Source organism: Bacillus sp. FSL M7-0307 (genome assembly GCF_038627835.1).
In the GTDB taxonomy this organism is placed as follows: Bacteria; Bacillota; Bacilli; order Bacillales; family Bacillaceae; genus Bacillus; species Bacillus altitudinis.
Map to the genome: position 1 here is coordinate 2,539,327 of NZ_CP152023.1, position 21,205 is coordinate 2,560,531.

Consider the following 21,205-nt stretch of genomic DNA (forward strand, 5'->3'; position numbering starts at 1 on the left):
TTGTAAACCGCTCCTTTGTTTCGTGATGACATACAAAAAAACCCAGAATACCTAGGCATTCTGAGTGTATGAGCGTTAAGAATGGATATTCATCTTTTTTAACTCTTCATTTAAAAGCGGAACGACTTCGAATAAGTCACCGACAATTCCGTAATCGGCAATTTTGAAGATTTCAGCTTCAGGGTCTTTGTTGATCGCAACAATAACTTTACTGTTGGACATACCGGCTAAATGCTGAATAGCTCCTGAAATTCCGCAGGCAATATAAAGGTCAGGTGTAACGACTTTACCGGTTTGACCAATTTGCAGGGCATAATCGCAGTAGTCAGCGTCACATGCACCACGCGAGGCACCGACTGCTGCGCCAAGCGTTTGGGCAAGTTCTTTCAGCGGTTCAAAGCCTTCTTTGCTCTTGACCCCCCTGCCTCCGGCGACAATGACCTTCGCTTCAGATAAATCTACACCTTCTGATGTTTTTTTAATGACTTCCTTCACGATTGTTCTTAGGTTTTGAATATCGACAGAAACTGGCGTCACTTCTCCGCTGCGTGACGCATCACGCTCCAGCGGTGCCACGTTGTTTGGGCGGATAGTAGCCAAAAGCAGACGATCTGTTGAAATGACTTTTTCAAAAGCTTTTCCTGAATAAATCGGTCTAGTGAAAACAAGGTGTTCACCGGTAACGCTTACATCTATTGCATCTGAAATTAAGCCTGTTTGCAGGCGCGCAGCTATTTTGGGTGACAAGTCTTTTCCGATCGATGTATGACCGAAGAGCACTGCATCAGGATTGACTTGATCTAATATTGCCTGAAGCGCCTGCGCAAAACCATCAGACGTATAATAAGAAAGATGCGGGTGCTCGACGAGCATCACATGATCCGCTCCATAATAAAGCAGTTCATCCGCTTGGTCTTTGACGTGATCCCCTATTAAAACGCCAATTACTTCACCGCCATCAGCCACCTCGTGAGCGGCAGCAATCGCTTCAAATGTCACATTTCTTAATTTACCGTCACGACTTTCTCCAAGTACAACAACTTTTTTACTCATCCTATAAGCTCCCCCTTGTTCTCGTGATATCGTAAAGTGGATGTTTAGATGACTTTTGCTTCATTTCTTAGCAGGTCTGTCAGTTCCTTGACCTGATCCTGAAGCTCGCCGCTCAACACCTTGCCACCCTCTTTTTTCTCCGGTAAGAAACGTTCGATTGTTTTGATTTTAAATGGCACATCGTCTTCATCTAGATCTAAATCGTCTAATTCTAATTCTTCTAAAGGCTTTTTCTTTGCCTTCATGATTCCTGGTAACGATGGATAACGAGGCTCATTGAGACCTTGCTGCGCGGTGACCACTAGCGGGAGCTCGGCAGAAATCACTTCCACATCACCCTCTGCATCTCGTTCAATTGAAGCTGAGCCGCCGTCGATTTGAATACTTGTAATGGTTGTGACATATGGAAAGCCGAGTAATTCAGCAAGACGCGGGGCCACCTGTCCAGACCCGCCGTCAATCGCTACATTCCCTGCTAAGATCAAGGAAGCTTCTTTATCCTTGAAATAGTGATATAGAATCGTAGAAGCGGAAAATTGATCCCACTCCTCCAAATCATCTTCAACATTTAATAAAACGGCTTGATCGCAGCCCATTGCAAGTGCTGTTCTAAGCTGTTTCTCCGCATCTTCATTGCCAACTGTCACGACCGTTACTTCTCCCCCGTGCTCATCCCGAAGCTGAATCGCTTCTTCAATTGCGTACTCATCATAAGGATTAATAATGAACTCTGCCCCATCTTCTTGAATAGCACCAGACTGAATAGAGATTTTCTCTTCCGTGTCAAACGTACGCTTCATTAAAACAAAAATATTCATTCATTTCTCCCCCTTGTGTCGTACTAATCCCTTATTCCCCTTTAAAATTCGGTTTACGCTTTTCAATAAAAGCTTGGATGCCTTCTTTGGCATCATTCGACTGGAACACTTCACCAAATTTTTTGGCTTCCAGCTTCATTCCGCCATCATATGAGTACACTTTTGTCGCATTCAATAACTCAAGCACATACTCAAGCGTTTTAGGGCTTTTCGCTGCAAATTTCGCCGCCAATGTTTTCGCTGTTTCCAGCGCTTCTTCCTCTGTTTCCGCAAGTTTTGAAACAAGTCCGCAGGCAAATGCTTCTTCTCCTGTAATCGGCTCAGCTGTTCCCATCATTTCAAGTGCTTTAGCTGATCCAACGTAGCGAGGCAGGCGCTGCGTTCCGCCGAATCCTGGGATAATACCGAGATTTAATTCCGGCAGTCCCAGCTTTGCATCTTTTGTGGCGATTCGAATATCACACGACATCGCCAGCTCAAGCCCGCCGCCTAATGCTGCCCCGTGAATGGAAGCAATCACCGGTTTTGGACATTGTTCAATTCGTTCAAATACTTGCTGTCCTCTGTCTGCAAGGCTGGCATAATCAGACTCTTCCTGCAAGGTCGTAAATTCTTTAATATCAGCGCCTGCTGAGAAAAATCTACCTTCTCCATGAATGACAATTGCTCTCACTTCACTGTTTTGTTCAAGCTGATCAAACATGTCGTTGAGTTCAGTGAGAAGCTGAGAGGATAAGGCATTTGCAGGTGGGTGTTGAATCGTGATGAGTGCTGTCTGTTCGTCTTGGTGTAAGCTAAGTATTTTTTCCATGTCAATCATCCTTTTTCAATTGTCTTTAAGATTGATGTATTCCGTTTAAGAGAAGATCATGTACACTTTCTGCGAGTGCAGGCAGGTCATACTTTTGATCATTCATGACCCATGTTGTAGCGGTTTCATCAATCGTCCCAAATACCATTTGTCTCGCTAAGCGGACATCTAGATTTTGTCTAAATTCTCCTGTCTTCTTTCCCTCGGTTAAAATGGAGTCGAGCATATTTAAATACCCTTTCAGCACCTCATTGATTTTTTGGCGCAGTTCAAGGTTTGACTGCCTGAGTTCAAGCTGTGTCACAAGGGCCAAATGATGGTCTTGCGATAGCAGGCGAAAGTGTTCTCGAATGAGGAGAAGAAGCTTTTCTTTGGCAGACGGTTTCTTTTGAATATCTGTTTCCATCCGTTCGATGAATTGTCCCATTTTTTCTTTAAACAACGAGATCAAAATATCCTCTTTGTTTTTAAAATAGAGATAAATGGTTCCGTCTGCTACTCCTGCTTGTTTGGCAATCTTTGAAACTTGTGATTGATGGTAGCCGTTCTCTGCAATCACCACAACGGCTGCATCAATAATTTGCATGTACTTCGGTCTTTTCTGCTTCAATGTGCTTCGTCCCTTTCTAAATTGAATGAGCATTCATTCATAACTTTATGTTAAAAAGAAACGAGTGATTTGTCAAGTGATGTTCTTCTTTCTTTTCAACCTTTAGCATACCAGAGCAGACACGTACAATTCAAATCATCCGGCCGCTTGACCGGATGATGCTGGTTCATTCTCTCATTGATCGACTGGTTCTTCTGTTGAAGATGATTGCTTTCTTTTTTCTTCTTCAATTAACACTCTGCGCAAGATTTTTCCTACAGCCGTTTTAGGCAGTGATTCCTTAAATTCGTAGACACGCGGCACTTTAAATGAGGCAATTCTTGTTCTAACAAAACGATCCAGTTCATCCTCTGTTACATAGGCATCCTTCTTCGGGACAACAAAGGCTTTTACTGTTTCCCCTCTATACGGATCAGGAATACCCGCCACAACAACTTCTTGTACAAGCTCATGCTCATAAAGGGCTTCTTCAACCTCTCTTGGGTAAATATTATAGCCGCTCGCGATGATGACATCCTTTTTCCGGTCGACGATATAGAAAAAACCATCCTCATCCATATACCCAATGTCTCCTGTGAAAAACCAGCCGTCTCTTAACACTGCCGCTGTCTCATCCGGCTGATTCCAGTACCCTTTCATGATTTGAGGACCTTTGACGATAATCTCTCCGTGCTCATATGGCGCTTTGAGTCCACCCGTTTCTTCACAATAAATACCGGCATCTGTATTCGGCCAAGGGCACCCGATACTTCCTATTTTGTTCGCTCCCCATAAGAAATTGGCATGAGTGACAGGAGAAGTTTCAGAAAGTCCATACCCTTCTACCAGCCTTCCTCCTGTTAATTTTTCAAAGCTCTGTTTGACTTCAACAGGAAGAGCAGCCGATCCGCTTAAGCATGCCGTGATGGATGATAGGTCATACTTTTCAATATTCGGATGATGAAGCAGGGCAATATACATCGTTGGTGCTCCTGGGAACAGCGTCGGTTTCTGTTTTTCAATGGTCTTCAAGGCATCCGCTGCATCAAAACGCGGAAGAAGAATCATTTGATGACCTTCTTTGACTGCAAGGTTTAGCACGGTCGTCATGCCGTATACATGAAAGAACGGAATGATCCCAAGAATCCGCTCTTTTCCACGGTTCGTTTTATACATCCAGGATGCACACATTTCTGTATTGGCTACTATATTTTCGTGTGTGAGCATGACCCCTTTTGGTAAACCGGTCGTTCCGCCTGTATATTGCAAAACTGCGACATCCTCTTTCGGTTGAAAGGATATTTGCGGAATCTGTTCTCCTGACGACTCTTTCATGATCTGTGAGAAATGATGAATGGAATCACTCTTCTCCACTTGGATGACCATGTTGTTTTTCCTTCGCTGGACGATCGGAAACAATATGTTTTTCGGAAATGGCAAGTAATCTTGTAATTTTGTGATGATCAAATGTTCCATACTTGTCAGCGCTTTCATTTTATAGGCCTTTGGATACAGTAGATCGAGAGTGATCAGCACCTTAGAGCCGCTGTCCTCCATTTGATATTCCAGTTCTTTCTCCGTATAAAGCGGATTGGTTTGAACGACAATGCCGCCTGCTATTAAAACCGCATAATAAGAAATCACCGATTGCGGGCAGTTTGGCAGCATAATCGCTACTCTGTCGCCTTTTTTGACACCGATGTCAATCAAGTGACTGGCTAATTTCAGCGCATCTTCTTGTAACTGCTGGTAGGTGATGTTTTTTCCTAAAAAATGAATGGCTGTATGCTCAGGTGCTGCCTCTGCGGAGCTGAATAAGTAAGATTGCAATGTTTCATTTGGGATGGTGAGTTCGTGGGGAATTTGATTCGGGTAATGCAGAAGCCATCGTTTATCTGACTGCATAAAAACCCTCCTTCCTGAACTTTCGTACTATTTTATTATAGCAAACTTTTCCTTATGGCAGTTTGCTTTTTTCAAATCGAGCTCGTTCTATGGCACATCTTCATTTTTTCGCCGGTGTTTCTATAGAGGCTCTTTTCCCTTCATGATGCCACTTTTCGTATAATCCACCGATCGCACGAAATGACTCATGGACTCTCTCCACAATCTGTTTATGGATACTAGGGTCATTAGGTAAATGTGTTTGGATGTTGTCCACTTGATATTGTCTCATCATGTCTAGATACACAGTTAGAAAGATGGTGTCTTCTAAAATCCAATAAACGACTTCATCCGCCTCTTTTGTTCTTTTATGAAGCACTTTAATCCCTCGTTCATATTGAATAAGAATATAGCCGGATGGATCAATGTCGATATATGGACTCAAATCATCAAAAAAAACAGTCGTTTGAAAAGGACGTGCAATATACGGTTCATATATGTCTTGGGGAAGAGATGTCTTTTTGAGACAAGTGTCAATGCGCTTTATGAGTTCGTCTTTTTGCAAGATTTGATTCATTCTGATTCGCCGCCTTTGATGAGTGAAAAGCTGTCAAGGTTTTCCCTGACAGCTTTCAAGAATGTATTCTTCATTTTACAGGAACATGTAAACGGCACCAATAACCGCAAAAGTGCAGGCAACTACAATTAATACTTTGGCTAGTTTTTCCATGTCGTCTCCTTAAATGCCGGCTGCTACTACATAAGACAGCCCAACAGAAATAATGAGTGAAATAAACCCGACCGCTCTATTATCATTCTCAATCTCTTTGTCTACTTTAAATCGTGGTGTTAAAAATTCAAAAATGAAATAGCTGACAAGCAGCATCACAAAGCCGTATACGCCCCATCCGATCATTTGAAGAAGGGAGTTGTGCTGAGCGATGGAATGCTGAAAGACATTGGCAATCCCAAAAATCTTCCCGCCGGTTGCCATAGCAACAGCTAAGTTCCCCCGCTGAATCTCTTCCCAGTTTTTATAGGAGGTCACGAGTTCAAATATGGTAAGAAATAAGACAAGACATAGGACGGCCACGCTGTAATAGGCGGCAATTTCCACAAGTTCATTTTCCCAAAAGGCTTTCATGCGTTTTCTCCTTTTTACTTTAATTCGACGATGGTGACGCCTGATCCTCCCTCGCCTTGTTCTCCAAAACGAGCATTTTTTACACTACGGTGCTGCTTTAATAAGTCCTGGACCCCTTTTCTCAAGGCGCCAGTGCCTTTACCGTGAATGATCGACACGCGCGGATAGCCAGCTAAGACGGCATCATCTAAGTATTTCTCGACTCTGCTTAAGGCATTCTCATAACGCTCTCCTCTTAAATCAAGCTCAAGTGATACATGATAGTCTTTTCCTTTGACCGCCGTGATGGCTTTCTCTTGCTTAAATTCCGGTGCTGATTTGATAAATTCCATATCTTTTTCTTTTACTTTCATTTTCAGAATGCCCATTTGAACACTCCATTCTTTGTTACCCGTTTGTTCGATGAGCGTTCCTTTTTGGCCAAACGTCAGCACTTTGACTTCATCGCCTGGTTTTAGCTGTCTTGCTGCTTTTTTCACTGGCTCTGGTTTTTTCTTACGGTCAAACTCAGGGACAGCTTCTTCAAGACGCTTCCTCGCATCAATGAGTTCATGTTCTTTGAACGAGCGATGCTCACTTTTAATGGACCGAAGTTCTTGAATAATCTCTTCTGCTTCTTTTGTTGCTTGTTCAATTTTTTCTGCCGCTTTTTGTTCAGCTTCTTCCAGCAGTTTGTCCTTTTGTTCATTCCATTCAAGGATTTGTTTTTGCAATTCTTTATGGAGCTTCTCTGCTTCTTTTCTATAGACTTCCGTCTCATGCAGTTCTTCTTCTGCTTGTTTTTTGCTGTCTTCTAATGAAGCAATCATCTGATCGACTTCATTATGTTCTGCGTGCATATCTGCTTTTGCTCGGTCAATTAAATGATGAGGCAATCCTAGACGTTTAGAAATTTCAAATGCATTACTTCGTCCCGGCACCCCGATGAGCAAACGATATGTTGGGGATAAGGTTTCAATGTCAAACTCTACACTCGCATTTGTAACGCCTTCTCGGTTATATCCGTATGCCTTCAGCTCAGGATAGTGAGTCGTTGCGATAACGCGCGCATTTGTTTGATGAACTTCATCTAAGATGCTCATCGCAAGTGCTGCACCTTCAGCAGGATCCGTCCCCGCACCTAATTCATCAAATAACACGAGTGAATTAGACGTCAAATGCTTTAAAATATCCACAATATTGACCATATGAGATGAGAATGTACTCAAGCTCTGTTCAATAGACTGCTCGTCTCCAATATCAGCAAAGACTTGATCGAATACAGCCACTTCTGACCCTTCTTCGACTGGAATATGAAGACCTGCCTGCGTCATCAGCGTAAGAAGTCCAAGTGTTTTTAAAGTGACGGTCTTACCGCCTGTATTTGGACCCGTGATGACGATCGTAGAAAAATCTTTGCCTAGCTCAATATCATTTGCCACAACCTGATCTCGGGGCAATAGGGGATGTCTTGCTCGTTTTAAATAAATCTCCCCTTGGTTATTCACAGTAGGTTTTGTGGCTTTTTCTGCTTTTGCATATTTGGCTTTAGCGAAAATAAAATCTAATGTCTGAAGTTCATTCACATTATGAAGCAATTCATCAATGTGCTCTGAGACACTCGCTGTTAGCATTTGCAAAATCTTTTCAATCTCTTGCTTTTCCTTTAGGCGAGTTTGCTGCAAGGTGTTATTTAAATCCACGACCACCTGCGGCTCAATAAAAAGAGTTGCGCCTGAAGAAGATTGATCGTGAACAATCCCTCCATAATTCGAACGATATTCTTGTTTTACGGGAATGACAAATCGATCATTACGAATGGTCACAATGGTGTCTGACAGCATTTTCGAGGCAGATTGTGAACGAATCATTGATTCTAATTTATCTCGTACTTTTGATTCTAGTGATCGTAACTGCGTTCGTATGGTGCGGAGGGCTGGCGTTGCGTGATCAAGCACTTCTCCATTATCACCAATACAGCTTTCGATTTCTTTTCTCACGTCTGGCAGTAAAATCAGCGATTCTGCATATGTATGAAGACGCGGTATCTCTACTCCGTCCTCATACATAGAGGTGAGAAAGTGCTTCATGTTTTTTGTGGTATATAACAGCGCCGCAATTTCCATCAGCTCAGCAGGGCTTAATATACTGCCTATTTCTGCTCGTTTGACGCCTCGTCTAATATCCGTTAACCCGCCAAACGGCGCAGATCCTTTTAAACGAATCACATCTTGCGCTTCTGCTACCTCTTCTAGCAGATGCTGAATGCTCTCAATATCTGTGAGCGGTGTTAAGTCCTGCGCTTTTTCTTTCCCTAAAGTCGAAGCAGTATAGGACATGACTTTTTCTTTTACTTTATGAAATTCTAATGATGCTAACACTTTTTGTTGCAGCATGGTCCAGCCTCCTAACGACTACCTGTCACGCGTTAAAAACTTTTTCATCTCATCGAGAGAAAATGTATTCACGACATTTGCTTTTGGTGTCCAGCCCTTTCTTGCAGCTGTGACACCGACCTCCATATGATCGAGCATGGCGATGTTGTGCGCATCTGTGTTGATCATGATGTTCACACCCGCTTCGTTTGCTTTCATTAAATGCTCTGTTTTTAAATCCAGTCTTGACGGGTTGCTGTTGAGTTCCAGTGCAGTGCCCGTTTTTTTCGCAAGCTCTATGAGCTGATCAATATTTAAGGCATAGCCATCTCGTCTACCAATCAAACGGCCTGTTGGATGGGCAATTAAATCCACATGCTGATTATTCAAGGCATTTTCTAGGCGCTCCATAATGACTTCCTCCGGCTGAGAGAAGCTAGAATGAATAGACGCAATGACAAAATCCATGTCTGCTAGAAAGTCATCATCATAATCTAACGATCCATCCGGCAGAATGTCCATTTCGACCCCTTTGAAAATGTAAAAATGCTCGAATTCTTGATTCAGCTTGTCAATTTCTTTTGCTTGCAAACGCAAACGTTCTTTTGTTAAACCGTTTGCTACTTTTAAATATTGTGAGTGGTCTGTAATGGCCATGTATTCATAGCCTTTTGTGATACATGCCTCTGCCATTTCGCGAATAGAAAAAGCGCCATCACTCCATGTCGAGTGCATATGAAGATCGCCTTTGATATCTTTTCGTTCTACAAATTGCATACTTTCTTTATACGTATCAATCTCTGCTCCGGTTTCACGAATTTCTGGCGGAATGAGCGGAAGTTGGAAATGTGCATAAAAAGCGCTTTCGTCTTCAAATGTTTTCACATCCCCAGTTTCGATCGTTTCAACCCCATATTCACTAATACGCTCACCGCGCTCCTTCGCAAGTTGTCGCATACGAATGTTATGATCTTTTGAGCCAGTGAAATGGTGCAGCGTTGTTGCAAATTGGTCTGTTGTCACAAGCCGGAAATCTACACTGATTTCAAAATCAAGTGCAAGAATGACCGATACCTTCGTATCACCGCTCGCAATGACATCTTTGACATCATCAAGAGCAACAAGCTGCTTCCTCACTTGTTCAGGGTTGTCAGTCGCAATGATGTAATCTAAATCTTTGACCGTTTCACGCGCACGTCTTAAACTACCCGCTCTTGAAAAACGGATGATTCCCTCCATCTGTTCCAGTGCATGATCAATTCGCTCTGCCACATCTAATGCAAAGCCAATTGGTAGTCGTTCTGGCTGCTTTCCTGCCTCCTCAAGAGCGGCAAGAATCTTTTCTTCTGTTTTTTTGCCAAACCCAGCAAGCGTTTGTACTTTTTCCGCTTCACATGCTTCTTTTAAAGACTGTGCATCGTGAACACCAAGCTCTTGGTAGAGCTTAGCAATCTTCTTCCCGCCGAGTCCTTGCAATTTTAAGAGCGGGACAAGTCCTTCAGGCACTTCTTTTTTTAATTGTTCGAGTGTTTCAGACTGTCCTTTTTCGATATACTCTGTGATCACAGCAAAGGTTCCTTTTCCAATGCCGGGTAATGCTAATAGGTCATCTATTTGAGAAAGACTGCGGTCATCTTGTTCTAGTGCCGCAGCTGCTTTACGAAAGGCAGAAATTTTAAAAGGATTATCTCCTTTTAGCTCCATATAGACTGCAATTGTTTCAAGAAGTTTGATAATATCTTTTTTATTCATCTCTCATCCTCCAGCCGCTTTGGCATCTTCCTATATAAATATACAAACTTTCCCTTCATCCGACAACTTTCTGTCATGGAATGAGAAAGAACTTCTCCAGGAAAGGAGAAGTTCTTAAACTCCATACGTCGACCAGAGGTCTTTGACAAGACCGGACAAGTAAGGGGTGTTGCTTACGATCGCATCTGCTAACATTGATTTGCTCATCATGGTTTGAAGCGCATCGACTGGAAGTAATGCAGCCACAAACAATAGAATAAACACAAATAGATAGGTTTCAAGAAATCCTAAAACAGCGCCAAGTAGTTTGTTGACCTGTTTAATCACAGGGATACTTGCAATGGTTGTGAGCAATCCGCCGATGATAGCGAGCAGGATTTTGGTCAAGATAAACAGAATGATAAACGCAATGGTATTATAATAAGCTGTTTCTAGATTCCCACTAAAGAAAGCGAGCTGCGCTTGACCGCCGCTAAAATTAGGTGCTGGAATCCACGTAAGCTGTGGTGCAAGTGACTGATAAAACAGAGAAGCCACTAAAATAGAAACAACAAAGCTAATCAATTTAATAAATTGAAGAATAAACCCGCGTTTTAGACCGACAAGCGTTCCCATAAGAAGCAAAAACAAAATGATGATATCGATCACGGTAATTTCATTCCTTTTCTTTTAGATGAAGCTCTAGTTTTTCGTATTGCTCTTTTAATTTCAAGTAGTCGTGGACGACATTGACTGCTGTCAGTACAGCTAATTTGTTTATATCAAGGTATGGATTTTTTTCATTGATTTCTCTCATTTTATCATCAACAATTGAAGCAACATGTCGCATATGCATCTTCGTTTCTTGACCGATGATCGTATAGGACTGTCCGTAAATCTCAACTGTTGTTTTCGTTTTACCGCCGTCAGACAACGTTTCTCCTCCATTCCACGAGAATCCTAGTCTCTATCATAACATGTTTAGACATTGAATGGAAAGACGAGCCCTTCCCTGTTATGGTACACTTTAGAAATCAATGATATCAAGGTAAAAAGGAGTTATCCACTGTGCCCCAATCCGTCTTAAAAGCAACATCAGAAGACATGAAAAAAATGAAGAGCGTGTACGCTCAGCATTTAACTGACACTTTGCCGCCAGGCGCTCTTTTTCAAGCAAAGGTTCCCGGCTGTACGATTACAGCCTACAAATCTGGAAAAGTACTGTTCCAAGGGCAAAAGGCAGAAGCTGAAGCAAGTCAGTTCAACCATTTACAAGCAGCTGAAACAAAAAGCAAAAAAACACCATCCATCACACAGTACAGCCCACCACCTGGCATTGCTTCCATGTCGGTTATTGGCTCAGATGAGGTCGGTACTGGCGATTATTTTGGACCCATTACGGTCTGTGCGGCTTATGTTGATTCCAGTCAGCTTGCTCTCATGAAAGAGCTCGGGGTGAAAGACTCAAAAGGACTAAAAGATCCGCAGATTATCAACATTGCCAAAGACTTGATCAAAACCATTCCGTTCAGCCTTCTCGTGCTTCGGAATGAAAAATACAATACGATGCAGGAAAAGGGCATGAGCCAAGGGAAAATGAAGGCACTGCTTCATAACCAAGTCATTACCTCCGTGCTAGAAAAACTGGATGGCAAGAAACCAGAAGCCATTCTCATTGACCAATTTGCCGAACCAGGCATTTATTTCAGGCACCTTGCGGGGAAAAAGATCATTCGGGAGCGTACATACTTTAGTACGAAAGCAGAAGGCATCCACTTATCGGTTGCTGCAGCTTCTATTATTGCAAGATATGCTTTTTTAATTGAAATGGATAAATTATCAAAAGCAGCAGGCTTTGACATTCCAAAAGGGGCCGGTCCGCATGTTGACAAAGCGGCAGCAAAGCTGATGAAACAGCACGGCGAAGAGGCTTTACGCCAATTTACAAAACTTCATTTTGCCAACACCCAAAAAGCGAAAAAATGGTTATAATCAAAAAAGAGCTATCGCCCATAAGGCGATAGCTCTTTTTTATTATCCGCGCAAGACGGCTTGATACGTATCTTCTAATGCTTTCAATACGTTTGTATGAACAGCCGTGACTTCTTCCTCGGTCAACGTTTGTTCTGGGTTTAAATATTGCAGAGAGAATGCAACAGACTTTTTACCTTCTTCCATATGCTCACCCTCATACACATCAAAGACGGAAAGGTCTGTGAGCAATTGGCCGCCAGCTTCATAAATGACTTGCTCCAGCTGTCCGCTTGAAATATGCTGATCGACGACAAGTGCGATGTCTCTTGTCACTGCTGGGAATCTCGGAATAGCCGTATATTTCATATCCTCTGTTTCAGACGTCATTACATCTGTTAAATCAAATTCAAATACATACGTTTCTTTTAAATCTAATTCCTTTTCCACTACTGGATGAAGTGCAGCTACAAAGCCAATCACTTTTCCATTTAAATGAACATCGGCTGTACGTCCTGGGTGAAGGCCCTCACGCTCTGCTTGAACATACGTGATCTCTTCTGATACACCAAGCTTTTCAAACAGCCCTTCTGCAATACCCTTCGCTACATAAAAATCGACAGCTTTTTTCTCGCCCTGCCAAAGATTTTTATGCCATAAGCCTGTCAGCGCACCAGCGACATGTTCTTTCTCCACCGGTTTTGCCCCTTCAGCTTCTGCTAAGAACACAGAACCCGTTTCATAAAAGGCAAAAGAATCAGCTTGTCTTGCTAAGTTATATGCAACAGAATCAAGTAAGTTTGGCAGAAGGCTTTGTCTCAGCACACTTCGTTCCTCACTCATCGGCAAGGAAAGTCTTGTTTGATAAGCTGGATTTAAAGCAAAGGCTGTGGACTTATGCTGATTCGTTAATGAATACGTAATCGCTTGAGAAAGCCCTGCTCCCTCTAAGAAACGTCTCACCTTTCTGCGCTTCACTTGGTATGGCGTGAGACCGCCAACGGTACCAGCTGTCGCAGGGAGTGTAGATGGAATATTGTCGTAGCCATATAACCTCGCGACTTCTTCAATGAGGTCTTCTTCAATCGTAATATCCATTCTGCGGGAAGGAACCGTTACGACAAGCACATCATTTGATTCGCCCACAGTAAAGCCTAGTTTGTTGAAAATCTGAATCATATCTTCTTTTGAAATGCTCATACCAAGCACCTTGTTCACACGCTCAGTTGATACGTGGATGACATTCATACTTGTTTCAAGGTGGTTTTCCTCCACAGTCCCGCTTAACACTTCACCACCTGCATAGATGCTGATCAATTGCGCTGCTCTTTCGGCTGCTGATTTCGTCCGCTGCGGATCGAGCCCTTTTTCAAATCTTGTGCTTGATTCACTGCGAAGCCCTAAGTCTCTAGATGCTTGACGGACGGTTTGACCGTTGAAATATGCCGCTTCTAAAAGAATCGTTGTCGTCTCATCACGCACCTCTGATTCAAAACCGCCCATGACGCCTGCAACAGCATGCGCTTTTGTGCCATTTGTAATGACAAGATGCTTCGAAGACAATGTACGTTCTTGTTCATCCAGAGTTTGAATCATTTCATTTTCAGCCGCTTTACGTACGACCACCTGCTTTGAACCAAAGCGGTCATAATCAAAGGCATGTAGAGGTTGGCCGTATTCAAGTAAGACAAAATTCGTAATATCCACGACGTTGTTAATTGGGCGGATACCTGCATTCATCAATCTTGTTTGCATCCAAAGCGGTGCTGGTCCAATCTTTACATTTTTAATGATCTTCGCTGCATAAAGTGGATTCGCTTCTTGATCCTCAATTTTAACAGAAATATAGTCTGCTGCTTTTTCAGAAGAAGTGTCATGCGCTGTATCAGGAAGCTTGATGTCTCTCCCTAAAATGGCGGCAACCTCATAAGCCACTCCTAGCATATTAAGGGCATCAGCACGGTTTGGTGTTAAGCCAAGCTCAAGTACCGCGTCATCTAATTGAAGTGCTTGAAGGGCATCATCCCCTGGTTTCACGTCATTCGGGAAAACAAAGATGCCTTCTGCATATTCTTTTGGTACGAGCTTGCTCTCTACGCCTAATTCTTGCAGAGAACAAATCATGCCATGAGACTCTTCACCGCGCAGTTTTGCTTTTTTAATTTTAAAGTTTCCAGGAAGGACTGCACCAACCGTTGCGACAGCCACATGCTGTCCTTTATCCACATTTGGAGCCCCGCATATAATTTGCACCGGTGCGTCTTCGCCGATATCAACAAGACATTTGTTTAATTTATCCGCATTCGGATGCTGTTCACGTTCAATGACGTGTCCAACCACAACGCCTTTGATGCCTTCGCCTTTATACTCAACGGCTTCCACTTCAATTCCGCTTCTTGTGATTTTCTCTGCTAATTCATCCGGCTTGATGCCTTCTAAATCGACATAGTCCTCTAACCATTTATATGAAACAAACATGTTGATTTCCTCCTCTTAGTCCTGCTTAAATTGCTTCGTGAATCTAATATCATTTGTGTAGAAATGACGAATGTCATCTATGCCGTATTTCAGCATCGCAATACGTTCAACACCCATTCCAAAAGCAAAGCCTTGGTAAGTATCTGGATCAAATCCGCTCATTTTTAATACATTCGGGTGAACCATTCCTGCACCTAAAATTTCAATCCAGCCTGTTCCCTTACATACGGAACAGCCTTTCCCGCCGCATTTAAAGCATGACACATCAACTTCAACGGAAGGTTCTGTGAATGGGAAAAAGCTTGGGCGCAGTCTAATTTCACGATCTTCCCCAAACATTTTTCTTGCGACTGTCTCAAGCGTTCCTTTGAGGTCACTCATGCTAATATTGTGATCTACCACAAGTCCTTCAATCTGCATGAATTGATGCGAGTGAGTGGCATCATCGCTGTCACGTCTATATACCTTACCAGGACAGATGATCTTCACAGGACCTTGGCCTTTATATTTCTCAAGTGTACGTGCTTGAACGGGTGATGTTTGCGTTCTCATGAGTGTGTCTTCAGTAATATAGAAGCTGTCCTGCATATCACGCGCCGGATGTTCTTTTGGAAGATTGAGCGCTTCAAAGTTATAGTAATCTGTTTCCACCTCAGGGCCCTCTTCAACGGTATAGCCCATTCCGATAAATAAATCTTCAATATCTTCTACGACAATCGTTAATGGATGTCTTGCCCCGATTTTGATCGGACTTGCTGGCAATGTGACATCAATGGTTTGAGAAGCCAGTTTCTTTTTCACTTCTTCTGCTTCTAGCTGCTCATTTTTTTCAGCAATGGCACCAGCAATCTGCTCTCTTACTTCGTTTGCAAGTGCGCCCATTTTTGGTCTTTCTTCAGCGGAAAGCTTGCCCATTCCGCGCAGCACTTCTGTAATCGGACCTTTTTTCCCTAAATATTGAACACGAATGTCATTGACTTCTTTGAGCGAGCTGGCTGCTTCTACCTTCGCTATCGCTTCTGTTTCAAGCTGTTTTAACGTTTCTTGCATGAGTGTCATCCTCCTTTTAATATACAAAACCGTCTGAATAAACGGGTGTTTGATTGTTTGAAGACAATAAAAAAACCCGCCCCTCCAAAAAAGAAGGGACGAGTTGTGGTCGCGGTACCACCCTTGTTAAGCACAAATATATGTGCGAATAAGCTTCATTGACATAACGGAATCAAACGAATCCGGTCCACCTTTACGCAAAACCTGCGGTCCCGGTGACAACTCCAGAGGTGAATTCCTGTTTCAGCATTCCTTAAATGCACTTTCAGTCTACGATGCATTCTCCCTATTAGGACGCTCCGTGAAACAATCTTCCTCTATCATGGTTTTTAAAATATTAGTTTCATTATAGTGAAAAATAGGACGTGATGCAACACTATCCGCGCAAATGATAGACAAGAACCGCTGCTGCCACAGCCACATTTAATGATTCCGCTTGTCCGTACATCGGAACGTATAAATTCTGATCTGTCATTTGAAGGATCTCTGGATCAATACCTGCTCCCTCGTTGCCCACAATTAACGCAAATGGACCTTCTGATGCTATGTGTCTATACTCTTTCGCATCTTTCAAAGCACTGCCATATACAGGTATGCCTTGCGCCTTTAATGCTGGAATTGTCTGTTGTAGTGTTTGTTTTAAGATAGGCAGGTGAAAATGAGACCCTTGTGCTGAACGGAGCGTTTTTCCGTTAAACGCATCAACGGTTCCATCGCCTAGAACCACAGCATCAAGACCCGCTGCATCTGCTGTCCGAATGAGTGTGCCTAAATTCCCTGGATCCTGCACTGCATCTAACAGAAGCATTCGTTCATACTTTTTCTCCTCAAATACAGGAATTGTACAAACCGCTGCGATTTGCTGAGGTGTTTCCGTTTCCGTCATCGCAGTAAAAGCCTCTTGACTTAATTCATACAACTCAATGTCAGGCTCGATGTCAGCAGGGAGCATATCAGGCGTTGCGACCATTAACTCTTTCACAACCCCGCTTTTTAATGCTTCTTCTACTAAGTGTTTTCCTTCAACAAGGAACAGCCCTGTTTTCGTTCGTTCTTTTTTTGTATGGAGCTTTTTCCATTGTTTAATGTGTGCGTTTTTAGCTGATTCTATATATTTCAAGCGACTTTAACTCCTTTAAATTTCATGAATTTATTATATCTCAAGCACACTACATAATAAACCTGTCTTTGACACAGAATAGAGCTATCACCATCAAAAAAGGAGTGTGGGCAATGGATTTTAATTTAAGAGGCGCAGTGATTCAAAACATTACTGGCCATAATCAAGAGCAGCTTGAGCATACGATTTTAGATGCGATTCAAAGCGGCGAGGAAAAAATGCTGCCAGGTCTTGGCGTTTTGTTTGAGGTGTTATGGCAAGAGGCATCAGAAGATGAAAAAAATGAAATTCTTGAAACATTAGAGCAGGGCTTAAAGCCTGAACATCAGCAATAACAAGAAGCCGGTTTGCTTATCTATGAGCAAGCCGGCTTTGTTCATTTAGCCAGTGATTGGCGTCTCCATTCGAAGAGCTGGATCGCGCCAAATCTCGATCCATTTTTTAATAGCGAACACGATAATGACAAAACCTAAAATCAGCATAATCATCGAAAGCACGGCGTTCAGTACACTGTAGCCAGATGCTTCAGGATTGAGATAGACATTCGCAACCATCCAATAACCCGCATAATTCACCGTCACATATAAGTAAGCAAGTGGAATTAAACAAGTCAACATATACCGCCTTTTATCCGCAATTTTTAACACAACCGTCGCCCCAATGATTAATCCGACCGAGGCCATTAGTTGGTTTGACACGCCAAAAAGTGCCCAAATGGACCCAATGTCTCCAGAGTAAAGCAAGTATCCCCACATAAAACAAGCAAGTGCACTTGCAAAGACTGACCCTGGTACCCAGTCATTTCGTTTCAGCGGTTTATATGCTTCTCCAAAGAAGTCTTGGATCAAATATCGCGCGACACGGGTTCCTGCGTCAATCGCCGTTAAAATAAAGACGGCTTCAAACATAATCACGAATTGGAAGAAATAAGAGGCCAAATGACTAAAGAACGGAATTCCCGTAAAGATGTACGCCATCCCTACAGCTAATGTAACAGCTCCACCTGTTCTTCCTTCTAAATCAAGACCGATTTCTTTACTTAGCTGCGGAAGATTCTCGACACTCATACCAAGCGTTCGGAACACTTCAGGTGTACTATTAATTGCAAAATAATCTCCCGGATGAAGCGCAGTAGCGGCAATTAACGCCATGATTCCCACTAAACATTCTACGAGCATCGCGCCAAACGCAACCGGCTTCATATCACTCCAACGATCTAGCATTTTTGGCGTTGTGCCTGAGCCAACAAATGCATGAAAACCCGAAATCGCGCCACAAGCAATGGTAATCGAAATAAAAGGCCAGACAGGTCCAGCTAAGACAGGTCCTCCGCCACTCACAAACTCTGTAAACGCCGGAAATTGGATGGTTGGATTAACCACAAAGATTCCCGCAATCAGCGCGATGAATACACCAATTTTCATAAAACTGCTTAAATAGTCTCTGGGTGCCAAAAGCAGCCAAACCGGCAGGGCCGCGGCAAAGAACGCATAGATTGGCAGGGCAAGGGCAAGCGTTTTTGTATCAAGTGTTAACAAATCTCCAAGTGCTGTTCCTTGAATATTCGGTCCAAGGAATACCCCCAACATCAGTAATATGAATCCCGCAGATGTCGCCAGCTTTAAATTGCCAGTCTTTTTATAATAAAGGCCGACTCCCATCGCTATTGGAATGGTAATACCAACCGCAAAGGTTCCCCAAGGATTTCGTTCTAAAGCATGAAGCACAACCATGGACAGTCCTGCCATTGTAATTGTAATAATAAATAACATGGCGAGTCCTGTGCAAAATCCTGCCACAGGACCAAGCTCCTCTTTCGCTACCTCTGATAGTGATTTCCCCTTTTTTCGCATCGAAGCAAACAAGACCACGAGATCATGAACAGCTCCGCCAATCACCGCTCCAATTAAGAGCCAAAGGAGACCAGGTAAATACCCAAATTGTGCGGCTAAAATCGGACCAACTAATGGACCGGCAGCAGCAATTGCAGCAAAGTGATGCCCAAATGTGACCCATTTGTTTGTTGGCACATAATCTTTCCCGTCCTCGAGTGCATGGGCCGGCGTAGGATGATCATCTGTGACCTTTAATACCTTCACCATCATAAACGTACCATAGAGGCGATAGGCAATCGCTAAAATACACATCGATCCTATCACAATTGAAACCGCATTCATTTAACCATCCCCTTTGTATAAACAATTTGTTACAAATATAACATAAATTGATTGATTTTTCTTTCTTTTAAAACCAAGTTGACAAATAGGAATAATTGATTTAATCTGAAATAAGCTTCACCTACTTCCATAAACTCTCTTTTGACAGAGCAAGTTTGAGGCTCTGTCCTTTTTTATTGATTTCATCTTACATAAATACAAGATGGATCACATGTGCCTTCCTCACTAGAAAAATATCACTTCATTTACTTGAAAACAGTTCTTTTGACACAACTTACATTCCAACGTTCATTTCCTGGGAAATTCAACGCAATTAAAAAACCTTTCCCCATATTGGAGAAAGGCTTCGTCTTAAGAACCGTACGTAATTTGGTTTACCGCTTTTTGGTCAAGTCTTTTAATGACTTCTGTTAAAAGCTTCACCGCATTTTCATAATCATCTCGATGAATCATGGCTGCATGGGTATGAATATATCTGCTTGGAATCCCGATGGATAGTGATGGAACACCATGACCTGTTAAGTGAATACCTCCAGCATCTGTTCCTCCACCTGGCATGGAATCGTATTGATAAGGAATGTTTAATTCATCTGCAGTTTGGACAACAAAATCGCGAAGCCCTTTATGAGAAACCATGGAAGCGTCGAATACGACAACCGTTGGTCCTTTGCCAAGTTTGCTTGTTGCTTCTTTTTCAGTAATACCTGGTGTATCACCTGCTACTCCAACATCAATAGCAAATCCAATATCAGGCTGGATGGTAGCTGCCGCTGTTTTAGCTCCGCGCAAGCCAACTTCCTCTTGGACAGTTGCTACACTGTATGCAATATTTTCATGTTGAGTATCCTTTAAATTCTTCATGACATCAATCGCTACTGCACAGCCGATACGGTTGTCCCAGGCTTTTGCAAGAAGCATTTTTTCGTCATTCATTACCGTAAACTCAAAGTAAGGTACGATTTGATCTCCAGGGAGGACACCCCATTCCATTGCCTGTTCTTTGCTCGAAGCCCCAATATCAATGAACATATCTGTGATTTCGATTGATTTCTTTCGTGCTTCTGGTGATAAGACATGTGGCGGTTTAGAACCAATCACACCTGTAATGTCCCCTTTTTTCGTCACAATGGTGACGCGCTGGGCCAGCATAACCTGTGACCACCAGCCACCGACCGTTTGAAAACGAATATAACCTTTGTCATCAATTTTTGTCACCATGAATCCTACTTCATCTAAGTGACCAGCAAGCATCACTTTAGGCCCGTTTGCATTTCCTTCCTTCTTAGCAATTAAGCTGCCAAGGCGGTCTGTAGAGACTTCATCTGCATATGTTTCTATGTATGACTGCATGACTTTTTTTACATCACGTTCATTTCCTGGAATCCCTTTTGCATCCGTTAGGTCTTTCAGCATAGTTAATGTTTGATCTAGTTTTGTCATCCTGTTTATCCTCCTTTTTCTTCATGGTGCATTCTTATTATACAAAACCTCTTTCGTTCAATACGATCTTTTTATGAATATTTTTTCGTTTATCGAAATATTTTTTTAAAAAAAGTTGAAACCTTTTGACTTTCTCATTCGTAGTACATCAGATAACGGTATTGGAGGTGCATCCTGTCATGTTTGTCATCCTCATTAGACTTGCTCTTGTTGCACTGCTTGTCTATATTTTCTACATGGCGGTAAAATTCTTCTCAAATCCGAGAAGAAAGCTGAAACAAGCACAATTAAAAGAAGGCTTTTATTTTATGGACGAACAGCAAAATGCTCGCAAAAATTTCAATTTCGTCTATAAAGGTGTCTTGTTTGAAGGGGAGAAACATGTTCCTTCTAAGGATCATCCTCTGTTTGTCCACTCCATTTACGTTTGGACCGAGTCACCTGAGAAGCTAAATGAATTCACATTAGAAGACTTTGAAAAACTTGAGGAAAACATCATTGAACGGTATCCTCAAACAAAAATTGATTGGGATCAGCCCATCAAAAAAATCAAACAAAAAAAGGGAGCTGACACGCCGACTTAAC

Annotated in this window: 19 protein-coding genes; 3 read left to right on the forward strand and 16 right to left on the reverse strand. The window is 42.5% G+C overall.

The genetic code is table 11. The features are described from left to right. Nucleotides 1-75: 75 nt before the first annotated feature. From MHI41_RS12980 to zapA, 11 genes are all read right to left on the reverse strand, one after another. Complete coding sequence (locus tag MHI41_RS12980; RefSeq protein WP_041092509.1) at nucleotides 76-1,053, reverse strand: electron transfer flavoprotein subunit alpha/FixB family protein; 978 nt, start codon at nucleotides 1,051-1,053, stop codon at nucleotides 76-78. A gap of 44 nt (nucleotides 1,054-1,097) precedes the next feature. Further along, nucleotides 1,098-1,871, reverse strand: coding sequence for an electron transfer flavoprotein subunit beta/FixA family protein (locus tag MHI41_RS12985; RefSeq protein WP_007501632.1), 774 nt, complete (start codon nucleotides 1,869-1,871; stop codon nucleotides 1,098-1,100). Between the two features lie 31 nt (nucleotides 1,872-1,902). After that, nucleotides 1,903-2,682, reverse strand: a complete 780-nt coding sequence (locus MHI41_RS12990; RefSeq protein WP_008345984.1) for an enoyl-CoA hydratase — start codon at nucleotides 2,680-2,682, stop codon at nucleotides 1,903-1,905. A gap of 25 nt (nucleotides 2,683-2,707) precedes the next feature. After that, nucleotides 2,708-3,292: a TetR/AcrR family transcriptional regulator gene (locus MHI41_RS12995; protein ID WP_017358246.1), complete on the reverse strand. Its 585-nt coding sequence runs from the start codon at nucleotides 3,290-3,292 to the stop codon at nucleotides 2,708-2,710. A 174-nt stretch (nucleotides 3,293-3,466) separates the two neighbouring features. Beyond that, entirely contained in the window at nucleotides 3,467-5,176 is a 1,710-nt protein-coding gene (locus MHI41_RS13000) for an AMP-binding protein (RefSeq protein WP_008345988.1), read from the reverse strand. A gap of 100 nt (nucleotides 5,177-5,276) precedes the next feature. After that, nucleotides 5,277-5,732 (reverse strand): Imm63 family immunity protein, encoded by a 456-nt coding sequence (locus MHI41_RS13005; protein ID WP_317327736.1) that lies wholly within the window; start codon nucleotides 5,730-5,732, stop codon nucleotides 5,277-5,279. Nucleotides 5,733-5,894: 162 nt separating this feature from the next. Then, on the reverse strand, nucleotides 5,895-6,299 hold the full coding sequence (locus MHI41_RS13010; protein WP_008345990.1) for a DUF350 domain-containing protein: 405 nt from the start codon (nucleotides 6,297-6,299) through the stop codon (nucleotides 5,895-5,897). Nucleotides 6,300-6,313: 14 nt separating this feature from the next. After that, nucleotides 6,314-8,671 carry an endonuclease MutS2 gene (locus MHI41_RS13015; RefSeq protein WP_342494770.1) on the reverse strand — a complete coding sequence of 786 codons (2,358 nt, stop codon included), beginning with the start codon at nucleotides 8,669-8,671 and terminating at the stop codon, nucleotides 6,314-6,316. Between the two features lie 21 nt (nucleotides 8,672-8,692). Beyond that, complete coding sequence (gene polX / locus MHI41_RS13020) at nucleotides 8,693-10,405, reverse strand: DNA polymerase/3'-5' exonuclease PolX (protein ID WP_317327738.1); 1,713 nt, start codon at nucleotides 10,403-10,405, stop codon at nucleotides 8,693-8,695. A gap of 114 nt (nucleotides 10,406-10,519) precedes the next feature. Continuing rightward, entirely contained in the window at nucleotides 10,520-11,053 is a 534-nt protein-coding gene (locus MHI41_RS13025) for a CvpA family protein (RefSeq protein ID WP_282833760.1), read from the reverse strand. Nucleotides 11,054-11,060: 7 nt separating this feature from the next. After that, complete coding sequence (zapA, locus tag MHI41_RS13030; protein WP_008345998.1) at nucleotides 11,061-11,318, reverse strand: cell division protein ZapA; 258 nt, start codon at nucleotides 11,316-11,318, stop codon at nucleotides 11,061-11,063. 134 nt (nucleotides 11,319-11,452) lie between these two features. Here zapA and rnhC point away from each other — a divergent pair, with 134 nt between their 5' ends. Beyond that, nucleotides 11,453-12,376, forward strand: coding sequence for a ribonuclease HIII (gene rnhC, locus MHI41_RS13035; protein ID WP_144610569.1), 924 nt, complete (start codon nucleotides 11,453-11,455; stop codon nucleotides 12,374-12,376). Between the two features lie 42 nt (nucleotides 12,377-12,418). Here rnhC and pheT read toward each other — a convergent pair whose 3' ends face one another. The 3 genes from pheT to MHI41_RS13050 all read right to left on the reverse strand — a co-directional run bounded on the left by pheT (nucleotide 12,419) and on the right by MHI41_RS13050 (nucleotide 17,003). Further along, complete coding sequence (gene pheT / locus MHI41_RS13040) at nucleotides 12,419-14,833, reverse strand: phenylalanine--tRNA ligase subunit beta (RefSeq protein ID WP_342494239.1); 2,415 nt, start codon at nucleotides 14,831-14,833, stop codon at nucleotides 12,419-12,421. A 15-nt stretch (nucleotides 14,834-14,848) separates the two neighbouring features. Next, nucleotides 14,849-15,883 (reverse strand): phenylalanine--tRNA ligase subunit alpha, encoded by a 1,035-nt coding sequence (gene pheS, locus MHI41_RS13045; RefSeq protein WP_008346004.1) that lies wholly within the window; start codon nucleotides 15,881-15,883, stop codon nucleotides 14,849-14,851. Between the two features lie 376 nt (nucleotides 15,884-16,259). Next, on the reverse strand, nucleotides 16,260-17,003 hold the full coding sequence (locus MHI41_RS13050) for an RNA methyltransferase (protein ID WP_282833757.1): 744 nt from the start codon (nucleotides 17,001-17,003) through the stop codon (nucleotides 16,260-16,262). A 113-nt stretch (nucleotides 17,004-17,116) separates the two neighbouring features. Here MHI41_RS13050 and sspI point away from each other — a divergent pair, with 113 nt between their 5' ends. After that, on the forward strand, nucleotides 17,117-17,338 hold the full coding sequence (gene sspI, locus MHI41_RS13055) for a small acid-soluble spore protein SspI (RefSeq protein ID WP_008346010.1): 222 nt from the start codon (nucleotides 17,117-17,119) through the stop codon (nucleotides 17,336-17,338). A gap of 45 nt (nucleotides 17,339-17,383) precedes the next feature. Here the strand turns inward: sspI and cstA are convergent, their stop codons facing one another. Beyond that, the gene (gene cstA / locus MHI41_RS13060; RefSeq protein ID WP_008346013.1) at nucleotides 17,384-19,180 is read right to left on the reverse strand and encodes a carbon starvation protein CstA; all 1,797 of its coding nucleotides are present in this window, start codon (nucleotides 19,178-19,180) and stop codon (nucleotides 17,384-17,386) included. A 351-nt stretch (nucleotides 19,181-19,531) separates the two neighbouring features. Continuing rightward, on the reverse strand, nucleotides 19,532-20,620 hold the full coding sequence (locus MHI41_RS13065; RefSeq protein WP_282833756.1) for a M42 family metallopeptidase: 1,089 nt from the start codon (nucleotides 20,618-20,620) through the stop codon (nucleotides 19,532-19,534). 179 nt (nucleotides 20,621-20,799) lie between these two features. Between MHI41_RS13065 and MHI41_RS13070 the strand changes: the two genes are divergently transcribed. Further along, nucleotides 20,800-21,204 carry a hypothetical protein gene (locus MHI41_RS13070; protein WP_008346017.1) on the forward strand — a complete coding sequence of 135 codons (405 nt, stop codon included), beginning with the start codon at nucleotides 20,800-20,802 and terminating at the stop codon, nucleotides 21,202-21,204. Nucleotide 21,205 lies beyond the last annotated feature (1 nt).